A 17045-nucleotide genomic window follows, 5' to 3' on the forward strand; every position below is an offset into this window, starting at 1 on the left:
ATGGCGGTTTTCCTCCCAGTGCCGCCGTATCGGCTGTTCCCCTCTGGAGGTTTTTGACCTTCACACTTCATGGGCCGCGGTTTCCGCAGGCCCATTTTTTTTGCTTCACGCTGCTACATGCCGTCTGAAATGACGCAGATAGGATGCAATCTCGCGGTTGCATTAGCCTTTTCATTACGCTCTCGTGCTTCAATCTCCCGATACGCAGGCGTGGCCTCGGCAAGAACGGGCATGGTGAAACGGGTGCGGCCTTTGGATGGGACGACAACGATCGCTAGCGGAAAGACAGGCCGGCTTCGAGCCTGCGCCGCCCGTTTCCGGCACAGCCGGAGCCGTGCATGACGCGCCCTCCCAAGACAACGCTGCGCCTTATCGCGGTCGCCTGGCCCTTCGTCCTCATCGTCATCCTGCAGACGGCGCTGGCGACCTTCAGCCTGCAGGTCACCTCGTCGCTGCGGGCCTTCGTCACCGGCGAGAGCCTGTGGTCGAAGGGGCAGCACGACGCGCTCTACTATCTCAACCGCTATGCCGAGTCCGGCAACCGCTCCTTTGTCGACCGCTACCATCAGGCCATGGCGATCCCGATGGGCGACCGCTCGGCGCGGCTGGCGCTGGAAGCAAGCCCCGCGGACAATGCCGCCGCCTTCGAGGGCTTCCTGAAGGGCGGTAACCACCCCGACGACATTCCCAACGTCATCTGGCTCTTCCGCTATTTCCGCTGGCTGCCGATCATGGATGCCAGCATTCGCGACTGGCGCACGGCGGAAGGCGTGCTGATGCAATTGCTGCCGATCGGCGAGGGGATCGATGCGTCGCGCCATATCAGCGACGTCGACCGTCGTGACATCACGCGCCAGCTCGACGAGATAAACGCGCTGGTGACGCCTTTGACCAGGCGGTTCTCCGACCGTCTGGGCGAGGGCACGCGCCAGGTGCAGACGGTGCTCTTCGCCGCCAATCTTGCCATCGCGCTCCTCTTCATCGCGCTGACCGTCTGGCGGCTGAATAGCTTCCTTGCCCATCGCCGCAATATCGAGGAGCAGCTTTCGCACAGTGCGAACCACGACGACCTCACGGGCCTGCCGAACCGGCGGCTCTTCGAGGAAAAGCTGGCGGGCGTGCTCGACAATGCGGAGGCGCGTCATGCGCTGATGTTCATCGACCTCGATCAGTTCAAGGCGGTGAACGACAATGGCGGCCATGCGGCGGGGGACGCGCTGCTGCGTCGGGTCTCGCGCGACCTGAGCAACGCTATCCGCGGCTCGGATGTCCTTGCCCGGCTGGGCGGCGACGAATTCGGCATCGTCCTGCCGAACTGCCTGCCGGACGACGCGCTGCGCATCGCCATGCGGCTGCGCGAGATCACCGAGAGCATCGATTTCGTCTGGAGCGGGCATCGCTATTCGATCAGCGCCAGCATCGGTGTGGTCCATCTTGGCGGGCGCGGCTACACCCTGCAGGAAGCGCTGCGCGCCGCCGACATCGCCTGCTACATGGCCAAGGAGAAGGGACGCAACCGCGTGCATGTCTTCGAGACGAGCGATGCGGCGCAGAACCAGTTCACCGCGAACCTGAGCTGGGTGCAGCGCCTGCACCGGGCGCTGGAGGAGGATCGCTTCCAGCTCTTCTCGCAGGCGATTGCCGCCGCCGACGGGAGCGGGGAGGAGGGGGAGCACTGCGAGATCCTGCTGCGGCTGGAAGAGAACGGCAAGCTGCTTTCGCCCGGCGCCTTCATCCCCGCCGCCGAGCGCTACGGGTTGATGCCGTCGCTCGACCGCTGGGTGATCCGCAACGCGCTCGACCTCATCGGTCGGAACGCCGGCGCGGTCCCGGGCACCTATTCCATCAATCTCAGCGGCCTGACGCTGAAGGACGATACTTTCCTGCCGTTCTTCCGCGAGGCCTTGCAGCGCAGCCGCGTGCCGGCGAGCGTGCTCTGCTTCGAGATCACCGAGACCAGCGCCATCGAGAATCTCGACGAGGCCATCGCCTTCATGAATGCGATGCGCGCCATGGGCTGCCGCTTCGCGCTCGACGATTTCGGGGTCGGCATGTCGTCGCTGACCTACCTGAAGCGCCTGCCGGTCGACTATGTGAAGATCGACGGCAGCTTCGTGCGGGACATGCTGTCGGACAAGACGGACTGGATGACCGTCGAGATGATCAACCAGATATCGCATCTCGCCGGCCGCCGGACGATTGCGGAATTCGTCGAGAGCCCGGAGATCCTGGCGGCGCTGCGCACCATCGGCGTGGACTATGTGCAGGGTTACGCGATCGCGCGGCCCGCGCCTTTCGAGCCGGGACCGTCCGTTTCGGCAATCGAGCCGCGCCGCGCCAGCGTGGGCTGAGGTCAGGCTGGATCCGAGGCGCGCTCCAGCGCCTTCAGCATCGTTCGTTCGGCGAGGTTGAGATAGGTCTCCATCTGCGCCGCGGCCTCGACGGGCCTGTTCTCCTCGACAAGCGACAGGATGGTGGCGTTCATGTCGACGAAGGGGGCGTGCAGGTGCTCCGGGTCGTTCAGCAGGCCGAAGCACAGGCGCAGTTCCGCCGATATGCGCGCGTAGAACTCGTTGAGCCGCGCGCTGTCGGACAGGTCGACCACGGCTGCATGGAAGACCATGTTGGCGCTGCCGACGCCGGTCCAGTCGCCCGCATCGCGCGCGCGCTGCCCGTCGCCGACGGACTGGCGCATGATCCGGATGGCGGGGTGCTGCGGCCAGGCCTGGCGCAGCGCGCCGCATTCAAGCATGCGCCGCACCCGGTAGATATCGATGATCGAGGCCATGGAGGGCACGGCGACGAAAACGCCGCGATTGGCCTCATGGTGCAGGAGACCGTCCTTGGTGAGAAGGCGGAAGGCCTCGCGCAGGGAGTTGCGCGAGACGTCGAAGCGCTCGCTGAATGCGGCCTCGGAAAGGCGCTGGCCGGGAGAAAGCTCGCCCGAGATCAGCAGCGCGCGCATGCGCCGCGCCAGTCGATCCGCAAGCGGCAGGCCATCTGCGTCGTCGGTCATTCCGTTCTCCCTGTCCGGCTGTGGCCTTAGCATGAATGCGGGAACAAGGGAGGCGAAAAGTGCAGGAGATCTGCCGCTTCACGAGAAGAGAATGGAAATATTGTTGAACAATATTGACATTTTTGTCCAGCAAGGCATGATCGCCTGCCTTTACAGGACTGCGTAAGACGGAGGAAGCCATGGCAGCGATCGATCTTAACAGCGATCTCGGTGAAAGCTACGGCGCCTGGCGCATGGGCGACGACGCGGCGATGCTCGCCGTCGTCTCCTCCGCCAATATCGCCTGCGGCTTCCATGCCGGCGACCCGGCGGGCATCTATCGCACGGTGCAGGCCGCCGCCGCGAACGGCGTCGTCGTCGGCGCCCATGTTTCCTATCCGGACCGTGTCGGCTTCGGCCGCCGCGACCTCGATGCGACGGCCGAAGAGTTGATCGCCGACGTCATCTACCAGATCGGCGCGATCAAGGGCATCGCCGCTGCGGCCGGAACCACGGTGCGCTACGTCAAGCCGCACGGCGCGCTCTACAACCGCATCGCCTATGATGCGAAACAGGGGCAGGCGGTCATCGATGGGATCAGGGCGGTCGATCCGGCGCTTGTCCTGATGGGACTTGCCAATGCGCCGATCCTCGATCTGGCGCGCCGCTCCGGTCTTGCCGTCGTGGCGGAGGCCTTCGCCGACCGCGCCTATACGCCGAAGGGTGAACTTGTTTCCCGCCGTGAGGCCGGTTCCGTGCTGCATGATGAGAGGAAGATCGCCGACCGCATGGTGCAGCTTGCCCGTACGGGCACGCTCGAGGCCATCGACGGCAGCACGATCCGGGTGGAGGCCCAGTCGATCTGCGTGCATGGCGACAGCCCCGGCGCCGTCGCCATCGCCCAGGAGATCCGCCGCCGCTTCGAGGCCGAGGGCATTGTCATCCGCTCCTTCGCCGGCAAGGCATGAAGGCATGGCGCGCTTTCTTCCCGTTAGCCTGACCACGATCCTCGTCGAACTGGCCGATCTCGATGAAACGCTGGCGCTTTTCGCCGCGCTTCAGGCGGCCCCCATCGACGGCATCGAGGAAATGGTGCCGGCGGCACGTACGCTGATGATCCGCTTCCGCCCGGAACAGGTGACGCCGGCGGCACTTGCGGCGCGGATCGCAACCTACGACCTGTCGGCGAAGATCGCGCCTTCGGAGCATCTGGTAGAGATCCCGGTGCGCTATGACGGTGAGGACCTGGCCGATGTGGCGGATCTGACGGGCCTTTCCGTGGACGAGGTCGTCCGCCGCCATACGCAAAGCGAGTTCACAGTCGCCTTCTGCGGTTTCGCGCCGGGCTTCGGCTATCTCGTCGGTGGCGATCCGGCGCTGCACGTGCCGCGCCGCAAAAGCCCGCGCACCCGCATTCCCGCCGGCTCCGTGGCGCTCGCCGGGGCCTTCAGCGGCGTCTACCCGCAGGCAAGCCCCGGCGGTTGGCAGATCATCGGCACCACGCCGGTGAAAATGTGGGATATCGACCGCGAGCCGGGCGCACTGTTCCAGCCCGGTTACCGCGTCCGCTTCTTCGACATGGCCAAGTCCGGCCGGACCGTCAGCCTGCCCGAACCGCTACCCCGCCGTGAACGCGCTATCCTGCCGGATGCGCCTTGCTTCACGGTGCGCGCCGCGCCCATGCCCGCCCTCTTTCAGGATCGCGGCCGTTTCGGCCAGACGGGGCAGGGCGTCTCGGCATCCGGGGCGCTCGACCGCGCCGCGTTCAACGCCGCCAACCGTATCGTCGGCAACCCCGCCGGCACGCCCGGGCTCGAACTCACGTTTGGCGGCTTCTCCTTCGAAAGCACCGCCCGCGCCGTGATCGGTCTTGCCGGCGCGGCTACGACGGTCACAGTTCGAGATGCCCTCGGCCGCAGCCGGGATTTTCCGACCTATGCGCCTATCCCGCTGGAGCCTGGCGACGTCGTGACCGTGGGGCACCCGAGGAAAGGCATGCGCGCTTATCTCGCCGTGCGCGGCGGCTTCGATATCGCGCCCGTTCTCGGCAGCGCCGCAACCGACACGCTTGCCGTCGTCGGCCCGGAGCCGGTGGCGGCGGGAAGCGTGCTGGCCCTGAAGGGGGAGCGTGCGGGACTGACGAGCGTTTCCCTCGATGAGGCCCCGGCTTTCGGCCTGCCGTCCGCCGACGATATCGTGACGCTCGACGTGGTGCTCGGCCCTCGGACGGACTGGTTCACACAAAAGGGCGTCGAAACCCTGACCGGCCAGCTCTGGCACGTCACGCCGCAGTCGAACCGCGTGGGCATCCGTCTTGCCGGGGCGGTGCCGCTGGAGCGCAAGGATAGCGCGGAACTGCCGAGCGAGGGCACGGCGACGGGTGCGATCCAGGTGCCGCACAGTGGCCAGCCGGTGCTCTTCCTCGCCGATCACCCGCTGACGGGCGGCTATCCCGTCATCGGTGCGGTCGCCGATCATCATCTGGACCTTGCCGGCCAGATCCCTGTCAATGCCAGCATCCGTTTTCGCCCGATCGGCCCCTTCGCCGAGATCGCCGCGCCGCAGAGCCGATAGGAGGAGCGCCATGAAGAAAGTCCTGATCGCCAATCGCGGTGAGATCGCCGTGCGCATCCTGCGCGCCTGCCGCGACCACGGTCTCCTGTCGGTTGCCGTCTATGCCGACCCGGATGCCGACGCGCTCTTCGTGCGCCTTGCCGACGAGGCCTATGGCCTCGATGGCGTGCGCCCGGCCGAGACCTATCTCGATATCGACAAGCTGATCGCCGTCGCGAAGCGTTCCGGCGCGGATGCGGTGCATCCCGGCTACGGCTTCCTCTCCGAGCGGGCGGAATTCGCAAGGGCCGTGCAGGATGCCGGCCTCGTCTGGATCGGTCCCGATCCGCAGGTGATCGAGGCGCTGGGCGACAAGGTCGAGGCACGGCGCATCGCCGCCAGCGTCGGTGCGCCGCTTGTCGCGGGCAGCGACGGCCCCGTCTCCTCCGCGGCCGAGGTGATCGCCTTCGCCGAACGCCACGGTCTGCCGGTCGCCATCAAGGCGGCGCATGGCGGCGGTGGGCGCGGCATCAAGGTGGCCTGGAAGATGGAGGAGGTCGCCGACCTCTACGAATCGGCCGTGCGTGAGGCGACGGCCGCCTTCGGCCGCGGCGAATGTTTCCTCGAACGTTTCCTCGACCGGCCCCGCCATATCGAGGCGCAGGTCGTCGCCGACCGGCACGGCAACGTCCTGGTGCTCGGCACCCGCGACTGTTCGGCCCAGCGCCGTAACCAGAAGCTCATCGAGGAAGCCCCCGCGCCCTTCCTGACGCCGGAGCAGCGCGAGCGCATCCACGCGGCCGCCAAGGCGATCTGCGCCGCCGCCGGCTATTGCGGCGCGGGCACGGTGGAATTCCTTCTCGGCGCCGATGGCACGATCTCCTTCCTCGAGGTGAACACGCGCCTTCAGGTTGAGCATCCGGTGACGGAGGAGACGACGGGGATCGATCTCGTCATCGAGCAGTTCCGCATTGCTGAAGGCAAGCCCCTGAGCGTTACCGAGACCCCGCAGCCACGCGGCCATTCCATCGAGTTCCGCATCAATGCCGAGGATCCCGGCCGCGGCTTCCTGCCGACGCCGGGGACGGTCACCGCCTTCGATCCGCCGTCCGGCCCGGGCGTGCGCCTCGACAGCGGCGTCGTTACCGGCTCCACCATCCCCGGCGTCTTCGATTCGTTGATGGCCAAGCTCATCGTCACCGGTGCGACGCGCGAGGAGGCGCTGCGCCGTGCCCGCCGGGCATTGCGGGAATTCCGTATCGAAGGCGTGGCGACGGTGCTGCCGTTCCACCGTGCGGCCATCGATACGGAGGATTTCATCGGCGTGGACGGCTTCAAGGTGCATACCCGCTGGATCGAGTCCGAATTCGCCGCCATGCCGGACGCCATGGCCCGGCCGGAGCCGGCGGCCGATCCGTCGTTGATCCGCACCCATATCGAGATCGACGGCAGGCGTGTGGCGCTCGCCGTGCCGAGCCTGCTCCTGGCCGGCCTCGGCGCCGTGGGGCAGGGCGGGGCGCCTGCGAAAGACAAGGTGGCCGACAACGGCATCGCCGCCCCGGTCTCCGGCACCTTGCAGGCCTTCAGCATCGCCGACGGCGCGACGGTCGCAGAGGGCGATCCGGTTGCTGTCATGGAGGCGATGAAGATGGAAACGCAGGTTCTCGCGCCGAAGGCCGGCCGCCTGCGCCTGCGGGCGAGGGAGGGCGACTATCTTCAGGCGGGCGATACGCTGATGGTATTCGAGGATTGACAGGAAGTCCTTTTGCGGTCGGGCGTTTTTACGCTTGCCGTCATTGTCATCCTGCGCTTTCGTCGATATCGCCATCCGGCTCGAAGCTCCGGCCTGGAAGGGCATTTCCAGGCCGGGGGCGAAGCGGTCGCTTTCCTGAAGCGAGGCTGCGCTACATGGCGTGGCTACCGATATAGCCGAGCGATGCGGCGGCCATCCACACGGCCATGGCGATCATCATTAGGTTCTCCGTCAGCGAGATGAAGCCGAGCGGGACGTTGCTCGCACCGCCGACGCAGGCGCATTTCAGTTCGCGGCGGTCGATATAGACGGCCTTGAAGACCGATGCCGCGCCGACCGTGCCGATGAAGAGGGCGACCGGAACCGACAGCCAGTTGAGTGCGCCCGCCACCATCAGCACCCCGGCAAGGCCTTCGGCATAGGGGTAGATGTAGCTATAGGGCACCCAGCGCTTGGCGAGCAGGTCGTAGTTGAGGAACATCGTGGCGAAGCTCTCGACATTCTGTAGCTTCAGCATGGCGAGAACGACCATCGAGAAGGCGATGAACCATTCCGCCGCCTGCAGCGTGAAGGGCGTGCCGCTGACCGCGAAGCTCGTCGCCATGGCCATGAGCGCCGTCAGCGTGAAAAGCACGATGACCGGGCGATAGGTGGTTGCCGCCGGATCCGCGACGGGCTTGCCGAGATAGCGGCGCAGGTCGTCGTAGCCGCCGATGCGCGCGCCGTCGATGAAGACCTGCGGGGTGGTGGCGACGCCGTGCTGTGCCTTGAAGGCGTCGGTTTCCTCGCGGGTCGTCAGGTGGCGGTCGTCCACCGTATAGCCCGAGCGGCGCAGAAGGTCCTTTGCCTTGAGGCCGTAGGGGCAGGTGTGGTGCGGCGTTACCATGCGGTAGAGGATGGCCTTCCGGCCGGCGTTCTGAACTGTGTCCAACATCCCACGTCTCCTGTCTTGTGAAATCGTTGGCAGGACTATAAGTTCCGTACCATGGTACGGAGTCAACACCCTGAAGAGCTGACGATCGGAAAACTTGCCGCCGCCGCCAATGTCGGTGTCGAGACCGTGCGCTTCTACCAGCGCCGCGGGCTGCTCTCGACGCCAAGGCGCATGGACGGCATCCGCCGCTACGGCGAGGCGGACGTCTCACGCCTCCGCTTCATCCGGCAGGCGCAGACGGCGGGCTTCACGCTGGAGGAGATCCGCCAGCTCCTCGCGCTCGATTCGGGCGAGGACCGCGCCGCGGCGCGCGCGATGGCGACGAAGCGCCTTGCCGAACTCGATGCCCGCATGGAGGACCTGCAACGGGCAAGGGCATCGCTGCAGACGCTCGTTTCGGAGTGCGCGGTCGGCAAGAAGGGGCCATGCCCTATCCTGAAATCCTTCGAGGCTTCTTAACCGTCTGTTGGCCTAGTCTTGCAACAGGCATTTAGGAGTCTGGCGTTACGGTGCGGGCATGGCGGCAACCGCGCGCCGCGTTTGCATGGTGACGCCCGTCGGCGGCCCGGCATCTGCAGGATGGGGAGAACGCGTTCGGAATGGATGCGCAGACCATATTCACAACGGCCTCCGTGATGGTGCTCGCCAACGGCGCCATCCTGACGGCCATGGGCCGGGAGCTGCCGGCGAGCCTGCGGGCCGCGGCCATACACTGGTGCCTCGGCACGCTGTTGATCGCGTTCGGCTGCATCGTGTTCGCCTTCGGCGGACCGATGCCGCGTCCGCTGATGCTGTCGGCCGCCAATGCAGCCTTTGCCTTCGGCCTGACGGTCTACTGGATTGCGATCCGCCTGTTCCTGCGGCTGGAGATAAAGGCCCGGTTCTTCCTGCCTGCCGTGGTGGCTTCCGGCGCGGTGGTCTGGTTCTCGGCCGTCATGCCCAGTTTTTCCGTCCGCATGCTCGTCGTCTCGGTCGTCTGGGCCGGCCTGATGCTGATGTGCGTGAGGGATCTTGTCGATCCGTCGCGCGGCAATTCCTCTCTTGCTCGCTCGATCCTCGGTGCGATGTTCGCCGTGGTCGGCCTCTACTCCGTTGCGCGCTGCGGTTTCTATCTCTTCGCCGCGCCGCCAGAGGACTTCGCCGTCGAGGCGGGCGGTCATTGGCTGAACGTGCTGTCCGCCCTTCTGATGACGCTGCTGCCGGTGGTCGGCACGACGGCCTTCCTGCTGATGTGCTCGGATCGCCTGCGGCGGGGGTTGGAGCGCGCGGCGGCGACGGACTACCTGACGGGCCTGCCCAACCGGCGCAGCCTCGCCAAGGCAGGGGCGGGCGCTTTCCTCGATGCGCGGGCCGGCGGTGTCGAATTCGCTGTCGCCGTCTTCGATGTCGACAAGTTCAAGGCGATCAACGACGGCTATGGGCACGATGCCGGCGACCGTGCGCTGATCCACGTCGCCAACCGGCTGAGCGGGCAACTGCGCCCCACGGATATCATCGCCCGCACGGGCGGGGAGGAATTCGTCGTGCTGCTTCGTGAGCTGGTGCCGGGCGATGCGCTTGCTATGGCCGAACGCATGCGCGCTGCCGTCGAGCGGAGCGATTTTTCCGTCGATGGACGCGAGGTCCGGCTGACCATCTCGGCGGGCCTTGCCGTCAGCAATGCCGGCGATGCGGACTATGACAGTGTGCTGCGCCGGGCGGACGATGCGCTCTATCGCGCCAAGGAAAACGGTCGCAACCGCGTGGAGATCGCGCGCGACGACGCTTCACCATCGGGTGAAGCGGCAGGCGGGCGGCTGACGATCAACGATCCGCCCGCCATATCCGGCGAGGACTGGTCCCTGCCGGACGAAGGCCCGCAGGCCCGTCCTCTTGACGGTCAGATTTCGAGATAGGACGAAATCAGCGCGGCGATATCGGACTGCGGGTCGCTGGCGGCCGGGGGCTCCTCCGTCACGCTTTCCGTGTCGCCGGTTCCCGTCGGGCTGAAGGCGAAGCCGGTCACGCCCGGGCCGCGCGGCAGGGCCGCGATCTGCGATGAGGTCATGGCCGCGAGCTGGCTTGGCGTGAAGGCGTTCGCCTGCTCGTTGGTCAAGCCGGCGAGGGCGGCGGTGCCAAGGCCGCCGATGGCGTTCGGGCTGAGCGCGAGGATATGCTCCACCGAGAAGGCGCCGAGATCGTCGGCGCCGAGAGCCGCTGCCTGGGTCGCCGTCAGCGCGCCGACCTGCCCGGTCGAGAGCGCGGCGACCTGCGAAACGCTCATGGCGCCCATCTGGCCGTAGGTGAGGGCGGCCAACTGGTCATTCGTCAGGGCCGCGACGCTCTCGGTCGGCAGGGCGGCGATGACGGACGACGAAAGCCCCTTGATGGCCGTCGCGCTCATGGCCGCAAGCTCGTCGGTGGAGATCGTCTGCATCTGTGCGGTCGTAAGGCCCGACGTGCCCGGCATGGTGAGGGCGGCGATCTGGGCGAGCGAGAAGGCTTCCACCTGCTCGGTCGAGAGTGCGGCGACCTGGGCGCTGCTGAGGCCAGCGATGGCGCCCGTTCCGAGGGCGGCGATCTCGGCCACCGTCAGCGTCGCGACATAGCTCGGCGGCAGGCCCTTGATGGCGGCCGGACCGATGGCCGCGAGCTTGTCCTTCGAGAAGGTGTCGAGCGCCTCGCTTGAGAACCCGCCGAGTGCGGCGGCGGTAAGCGCCGCGATCTGGCCGGTACCAAGGGCTTCCGCCTGCTCGAAGGTGAGACCCGCGGCCTGTGCGCCTGTAAGGCCGGCAAGGCCGCTTGCGCTGAGCGCGGCGATCTGGCGTGGCGTCAGGGCGGCGATGTCGGCGACGGCGAGCGCCGCGACCTGTTTGGAGGTGAGCGCATTCACCTGCGCGGTCGAGAAGGATGCGATCTGGCCCGGCGCGAGCGCCGCGATCTGGCCCGTCGTCATGCCGCTGACGCCCGAAGGGCTGAGCGCCTCGAGCTGTTCGGGCGAGAAGCCGGCAAGGATCGTTTCCGAAAGGCCAGGCATGGCGACCGAGCTGATGGCCGCGATGTCGGCGGTCGAGAACAGCGCGATGTCGCCCGCGTCGAAGGCCGCCATCTGGCGTGAGGTGAAGGCGCCGATCTGCGTTGCGGTCAAGGCTTCGACCTGATCGGCGTTGAGCGCCGTGATCTGCTCGCTTGACAGGCCGGAAATGCCGGCCGTGCTGAGGGCGGCGATCTGGGCTGTGGTCAGCGAGGCGATCATGCCGGTCGTCAGGCCAGTCACGGCGCGCGATCCGATGGCCGCGATATCGGCGGTCGAGAACAGGGCGAGATCGTCAGCGCTGAGCGCCGCGATCTGCCGCGAGGACAGCGCGCCGACCTGCGCCGGTGTCAGGGCCTCGGCCTGCGCGGTGCTGAGGGCGGCGACCTGATCGGTGCCGAGCGCATGGACGCCGTCCGTGCTGAGCGCCGCGATCTGCCGGGGCGACAGCGCCGCAATGTCGTCGGTGCCGAGCGCCGCGATCTGTGCGGAGCCGAATGCGGCCATCTGGAGGGTCGTCAGGGCCTCGAACTGCGTGCTGCTCAGCGCGTCGATCTGCGCGCCGGTGAGGCCGGCGGCATTGATCGCGGCGATCTGGCCCGGCGTGAAGGCGGCGATGGCCGCCGTCGGAAGCCCGGCGAGGGCGCGTGAGCTGATCGCGGCGATCTCCGCGGTGGTGAAGGTTTCGAGATTGTCGGCGCTCAGCGCCGCGATCTGTGCGGAATTGAGGGCGGCGATCTGCGTGCTGGTGAGCGCCTCGGCCTGCGCGGCTGTCAAGCCGGCGATCTGCGTGCCGGTGAGGCCGGAAACGCCGGCGGGGCCGAGCGCTGCGATCTGCGCCGGGGAAAGCGCCGCGATATCCTCCGTGCCGAGGGCCGCGACCTGCCGGGAGCCGAGGGCGGCGAGCTGCGTCGTGGTGAGTGCGCCGACCTGGGCGGAGGAAAGGGCTGCGACCTGATCGCTCGTCATGCCGCTAATACCGGCCGCGCCGAGGGCTGCGACCTGCGCGGTCGACAACGCGGCGAGCATGGCGGAGGTCAGGCCCGGCACGGCGTCGGCGCTGATCGCGGCCATGTCGGCGGAGGAGAAGGTGGCGATCCTGCCCGCATCGAGGGCAGCGATCTGCCGCGAGCCGAGGGCCGCAACCTGCGTGGGCGTAAGGGCCTCGGCCTGGGCGCTGGTGAAGGCCGCGATCTGCTCGGGGGAAAGCGCGGCGATGGTGGCCGCATTGAGCGCGGCGACCTGCTCGGGCGAGAGCGTCGCGATATAATCCGGCCCGAGGATGGCGATCTGGCGGGCATTGAGCGCGCGCATCTGCTCCGGCCGGAGGGAATCGATCTGTTCGCTGGTGAAGGCTGCGACCTGTCGCGGCTCGAGACCGTTGATGGCGGCGGTGCTCAGTGCTGCGACCTGCGCCGTCGAGAGGGAGGAGACAGTCGCCGTCGACAGGCCCGTGATGGCGTCCGCGCGAATGGCGGCGATCTCGCGCGGGGCGAAGGTGGCGATATCAGCGCTCGAGAACGCGGCGATCTGCGCGGCATTCAGAGCGCCGATCTGGGCGGTCGTGAGCGCTTCGGCCTGCGCGGTGCTGAGGGCCGCGATCTGGCTTGAGGTGAGACCGGTGACGCCGGCGCTGCTGAGCCTTGCGATCTGGGTGGTCGTGAGCGCGGCGATGGCGTCGCTCGACAGGCCCGAGATCGCGCCCGAGGTGATGGCGCTCATCTCGGGAAGGGAGAAAGTCGCCAGATCGTCCGGGCCGAGCGCGGCGATCTGGTCGGAGGTGAGGGCGGCGATCTGGCCGGCGTTGAGCGCTTCGGCCTGCGCGGTGCTGAGGGCCGCGATCTGCTGGGTGGTCATCGCGCCGACGGCGGCCGGGTTCAGGGCGGCGATCTGGGCCGTGGTGAGTGAGGCGATGACGGCGGGCGACAGGCCGCGGATGGCCTGCGAGGTGATCATCGCCATGTCCCGCGCGGTGAAGGTCGCGATGTCATCGGCGCCGAGTTCGGCGATCTGCTCGGATTTCAGTGCGCCGACCTGTACGCTGGTCAGCGCCTCGGCCTGGCTGGTGGTGAGCGTGGCAAGCTGCTGCGAGGTGAAGCCGGTGATGCTGCCGGCGTTCAGCGCGGCGATCTGCGCGGCCGTGAGCGCGGCGATCTTGTCCGTGCCGAAGGCGGGAATCTGGCCGGAGGTGAGCGCGCTCATCTGGCGGACGGTGAGTGCGGCGGCCTGGCTCGTGCCGAGGGCGGCGATCTGGCCGGAGGTGAGGCCGGCGATGCCGGATGCGCTGAGCGCGGCGATCTGCTGCGTTGTCAGCCCTGCGACGTCGCTCGCCTTCAGGGCTGCGACCTGCTTGGAGGAGAGGGCCGCGACCTGCTGCGTCGTCATGGCGGCGAGCTGGTCCGGGGTGAGGACGCCGATCTGGTCGGTGCGCAGTCCGCCGACCGCCGACGGGCTGAGAGCACCGATCTGCGCGGGGGAAAGGGCCTTGAGGTCGTCGTCGAGCGCGGCGGCCTGCGTCGCCGTCAGGGCCTTGAGCTGGGTGGTGGAGAGCTGGCTGACCTGCAGCGAGCTTAGCGCTTCGATCTGGCCCGGTGTCAGCCCGGCGAAGGTGCCGGTGGCAAGGGCTGCGATCTGGTCGGAGGTGAGTGAAGCGAAGAGATGCGGCGAGAGGCCGGAAACCGCACCCTTGTTCAGGGCGGCGATCTGCGCGGTGGAAAGGGCGGGCATGTCGCGCGCCTCGAGGCCGGCGATCTGCGTGGAGGTGAGGGCGGCGATCTGCGCGGTGGTGAGGGCGGCGATCTGCGCCGTGGACAGTGCCTCGATCTGGTCGGCCGTCATGGCGGCCAGTGTGGCGCGGTTGAGCGCCGTGGTCTGGGTTGGCGACAGTCCGGCGAGTGCATCGCCGCTGATGCCCTTGACGGCCCGGTTGCCGATGGCGGCGACATCCGCCGTCGAGAAGGTCGCGAGGTCGGCCGCGCTGAGGGCGGCGAGCTGGGTGGAGGAAAGCGCCGAAACCTGCGCGGGCGTCAGCGCCTCGATCTGCGCCGTGGACAGCGCCTCGATCTGGTCCGGCGTCAGGCCGCCGATGCCGGTCGCGCCGATGGCCGCGATCTGCGCCGTCGTCAGCGATGCGAGGAAGGCCGGATCCAGCGAGGCGATCTGCCGGGGCGTGAGGCTGCGGATCTGCGTGCTGGTGAAGGCGGCGATCTGGTCGGGCGAAAGTTCGGAAAGCGAAAGGCTGTCGAGGCCCGCCATCGCCTGGGTGCCGATCGCGGCGAGGTCGTCGGAGGAGAAGGTCGCGATGCCCTCCGGTCCGAGGGCGAGAAGCTGCCGTGCGTTCATCACGCGGACCTGGCTAGGCGTCAGCGCCTCGATCTGGTCGGTGCCGAGCACGTCTAGCTGGCCGGTGGAGAGGCCGGCGACCACGCTCGGGCTGAGCGCGGCGATCTGCTCGGGTGTCAGCGCTGCGATGACGGAGGTGGGCAGGCCCGCGACGGCCTTGCTGCTGAGGGCGGCGATATGCGCCGTCGAGAAGCCCGAGAGCGCATCGGAGTTCATGGCCGAAAGCTGCGCGGAGGTAAGCGCGGCGATCTGCTTGAGCGACAGCGCCTCGATCTGCTCCGGACTCATCGCGCGGATCTGCGCGGCGCCGAGGCCGGGGAGCGTGGCCGTGGCGATGGCGGCGATCTGCTCGGAGGAAAGTTCCGCAATGGCGTCGCTGCGCAGACCCACGATGGCCTTGGCGGTGAGGGCGGCGATATCGGCGGTAGAGAAGGTCGCGAGCGCCTCGCCCGACAGCGCGGCGAGATGCGCGGCGCTGAGGGCCTTGACCTGGGTTGGGGTGAAGGCTTCGACCTGTTCGGCGTCGAGCGCGGCGATCTGCGTGGATTTGAGGGCGGCGATCTGGGCGACGCCGAGGGCGAGGATCTGGTCGGTAGAGAGAGCGGCCATCGCGTCGGAGCCGAGGCCCGACAGCGCGGCGGTCTGGATCGCGGCGATATCCGCCTTGGAGAAGCGCTTGAGCGCCTCGGGATCGATTGCGGCGATCTGCTTGGCGGTGAGCGCGCGCGTCTGGAGCGGCGTGAAGGCTTCGATCTGCTCCTCGCTCATCGACGCGATCTGCGCCGTGGTCAGTCCGGCTATCGCCCCGACGCTGAGCGCGGCGATCTGCGTCGTGGTCATCCCCGAAATCGCGTCTGTGGTAAGGCCCGAGAGCGCGTTGGCCGACAGCGCGGCGATCTTCGCGGGCGTCATCGCCGTGATGTCGTCCTCGTCGAATGCGCCGATCTGCTGGGCGGTGAAGCCCCTGAGCTGTATCTGCGAGAAGGCCTCGATCTGGGTAAGCGTCAGCGCGTCGATCTGCTCCGACGTCAGCCCCTTGACGGCGCTGCTGGAGAGCGCGGCGATCTGGCTGGTGGAAAGCAGTTCGATCGTGTCGGTGCTGAGGGCGGCGACCTGCCGTGCGTCGAGCGCGGCGATCTGCACGGTCCTCAGGGCGCCCGCCTGTTCGTCGGACAGTCCGGCGATGGCGGCGGTGCCTAGTCCCTTGAGGCCGGCGGTCGAAAGGGCGGCGATGCTGGCGCTGGAAAGTTCCGCGATGTCGTCGGTGCCGAAGGTGGCGACCTGTGCGGCGGTGAGGACGGCGATCTGCGCGGGCTTCAGGCTGGCGATCTGCTCGGGGCTGAGCGCGCTCATCTGCGCGACGGTCAGGCCGGGCAGCGCCTGCAGGCTGAGCGCTCCAAGCTGTTCGACGGACAGGCCGGCGATCGTCTCCGTGCTTAGGCCGGATATGGCCTTTGCGGAAAGCGCGGCGAGGTCGTCGAGCGAGAAGAGGGCGATATCGCCCGCGCTCATGGCAGCGAGCTGCGCGGCGGTGAGCGCCTTGGACTGTGCGGGTGTCAGGGCCTCGATCTGCCCGTCCTCAAGGGCGACGACCTGCCGCGGCAACAGGCCGGTGATCGCGCTGGTGCTGAGCGCGGCGATCTGCCCCGTCGAGAAAGCCATGACGGCCTCGTCGCTGAGCGCGGAAATCTGCGCGGGCTTGAGCAGCGCGACCTGAGCGGTGGTCAGCGCGCGGATCTGGTCCGAGGTGAGGCCGGCGACCTGGGAGGCGGTGAGGCCGGCAATGGCGAGCGGGCTCATTGCGGCGAACTGCTCGCTGGAAAGGGCCGCGAGTGCCTCGTTGCCAAGCCCCTGCACGCCCTTGTAGCTGATTGCCGCCATGTCCTCGGCCGAGAAGGTCTGGAGGTCCTCGATGTCGAGGGCGGCAAGCTGGGCCGCGCTCAATGCCTGGACCTGCGAGGCCGTCAGCGCCTCGGCCTGGGTGGAGGAGAGCGTGTTGATCTGCTTGGTGGTCAGCGCGGCGATCTGCCCGGACGTCAGGCCCTCGATCTGGCCAGTCGTGTAACGGTTGAGTGCGCCGATCTGGTCGAGCGACAGGCCGACGATGGCGCTTTGCGTAATGGCGCGGAGCTGGCTGGCGCTGAGGATTTCGATGTCCTGTTCCTCCAGCGCGGCGATCTGCCGCGAGGAGAAGGCGCCGATCTGGCTCGAGGAAAGCGAGGCCACGTCTTCCGTCGACCAAGCCCTGATCGCATCCGTCGAGAGCTGCCGGATCTGGCTGGGGCTGAGCGTGGAAACGATCGACGTCATGGGCAAAGTCCTGCAAAAAACAAACGGATGAACACACAAATCCATAGTCTGGCAGCTTGCTCGATACAGGTGCGAGCTTGCCTGAGCCTGTAGGTGTGTTCCCGTCTGCGGACTTGCACGCGGGCCGTGTATTCAGCCCATGAAG

The 17045-nt window shown here is 67.8% G+C and carries 9 protein-coding genes; 6 read left to right on the forward strand and 3 right to left on the reverse strand.

What is annotated here, in order from left to right:
• Positions 1 to 338: 338 nt before the first annotated feature.
• Positions 339 to 2351 carry a putative bifunctional diguanylate cyclase/phosphodiesterase gene (locus tag MOE34_RS21605; protein WP_242224578.1) on the forward strand — a complete coding sequence of 671 codons (2013 nt, stop codon included), beginning with the start codon at positions 339 to 341 and terminating at the stop codon, positions 2349 to 2351.
• A gap of 2 nt (positions 2352 to 2353) precedes the next feature.
• Here MOE34_RS21605 and MOE34_RS21610 read toward each other — a convergent pair whose 3' ends face one another.
• Positions 2354 to 3016 carry a GntR family transcriptional regulator gene (locus tag MOE34_RS21610; protein ID WP_242224580.1) on the reverse strand — a complete coding sequence of 221 codons (663 nt, stop codon included), beginning with the start codon at positions 3014 to 3016 and terminating at the stop codon, positions 2354 to 2356.
• Positions 3017 to 3195: 179 nt separating this feature from the next.
• Here MOE34_RS21610 and MOE34_RS21615 point away from each other — a divergent pair, with 179 nt between their 5' ends.
• From MOE34_RS21615 to MOE34_RS21625, 3 genes are read left to right on the forward strand one after another with little or no spacing between them, the layout of a single operon-like run.
• Positions 3196 to 3963 (forward strand): LamB/YcsF family protein, encoded by a 768-nt coding sequence (locus MOE34_RS21615; RefSeq protein WP_242224583.1) that lies wholly within the window; start codon positions 3196 to 3198, stop codon positions 3961 to 3963.
• A gap of 4 nt (positions 3964 to 3967) precedes the next feature.
• Positions 3968 to 5569, forward strand: coding sequence for a 5-oxoprolinase/urea amidolyase family protein (locus MOE34_RS21620; protein ID WP_242224587.1), 1602 nt, complete (start codon positions 3968 to 3970; stop codon positions 5567 to 5569).
• A 10-nt stretch (positions 5570 to 5579) separates the two neighbouring features.
• Positions 5580 to 7301, forward strand: coding sequence for an acetyl/propionyl/methylcrotonyl-CoA carboxylase subunit alpha (locus MOE34_RS21625; RefSeq protein ID WP_242224589.1), 1722 nt, complete (start codon positions 5580 to 5582; stop codon positions 7299 to 7301).
• Positions 7302 to 7452: 151 nt separating this feature from the next.
• On the opposite strand, the gene MOE34_RS21630 is transcribed toward MOE34_RS21625, so the two are convergent.
• Complete coding sequence (locus MOE34_RS21630; protein WP_242224591.1) at positions 7453 to 8235, reverse strand: glutaredoxin family protein; 783 nt, start codon at positions 8233 to 8235, stop codon at positions 7453 to 7455.
• A 51-nt stretch (positions 8236 to 8286) separates the two neighbouring features.
• On the opposite strand from MOE34_RS21630, the gene MOE34_RS21635 reads away from it, so the two are divergent.
• Both MOE34_RS21635 and MOE34_RS21640 read left to right on the forward strand, forming a co-directional pair.
• A complete protein-coding gene (locus MOE34_RS21635; RefSeq protein WP_242224598.1) occupies positions 8287 to 8694 on the forward strand; it encodes a MerR family transcriptional regulator in 408 nt (135 codons plus the stop codon).
• A 140-nt stretch (positions 8695 to 8834) separates the two neighbouring features.
• Positions 8835 to 10130 carry a GGDEF domain-containing protein gene (locus MOE34_RS21640; protein ID WP_242224600.1) on the forward strand — a complete coding sequence of 432 codons (1296 nt, stop codon included), beginning with the start codon at positions 8835 to 8837 and terminating at the stop codon, positions 10128 to 10130.
• Here the strand turns inward: MOE34_RS21640 and MOE34_RS21645 are convergent.
• Complete coding sequence (locus MOE34_RS21645) at positions 10115 to 16900, reverse strand: hypothetical protein (RefSeq protein ID WP_242224602.1); 6786 nt, start codon at positions 16898 to 16900, stop codon at positions 10115 to 10117. The two genes, MOE34_RS21640 and MOE34_RS21645, sit on opposite strands and share 16 nt — an antisense overlap.
• Between the last annotated feature and the right edge of the window lie 145 nt (positions 16901 to 17045).

Origin of the sequence: Shinella zoogloeoides, assembly GCF_022682305.1 — a bacterium.
In the GTDB taxonomy this organism is placed as follows: domain Bacteria; phylum Pseudomonadota; class Alphaproteobacteria; order Rhizobiales; family Rhizobiaceae; genus Shinella; species Shinella zoogloeoides_B.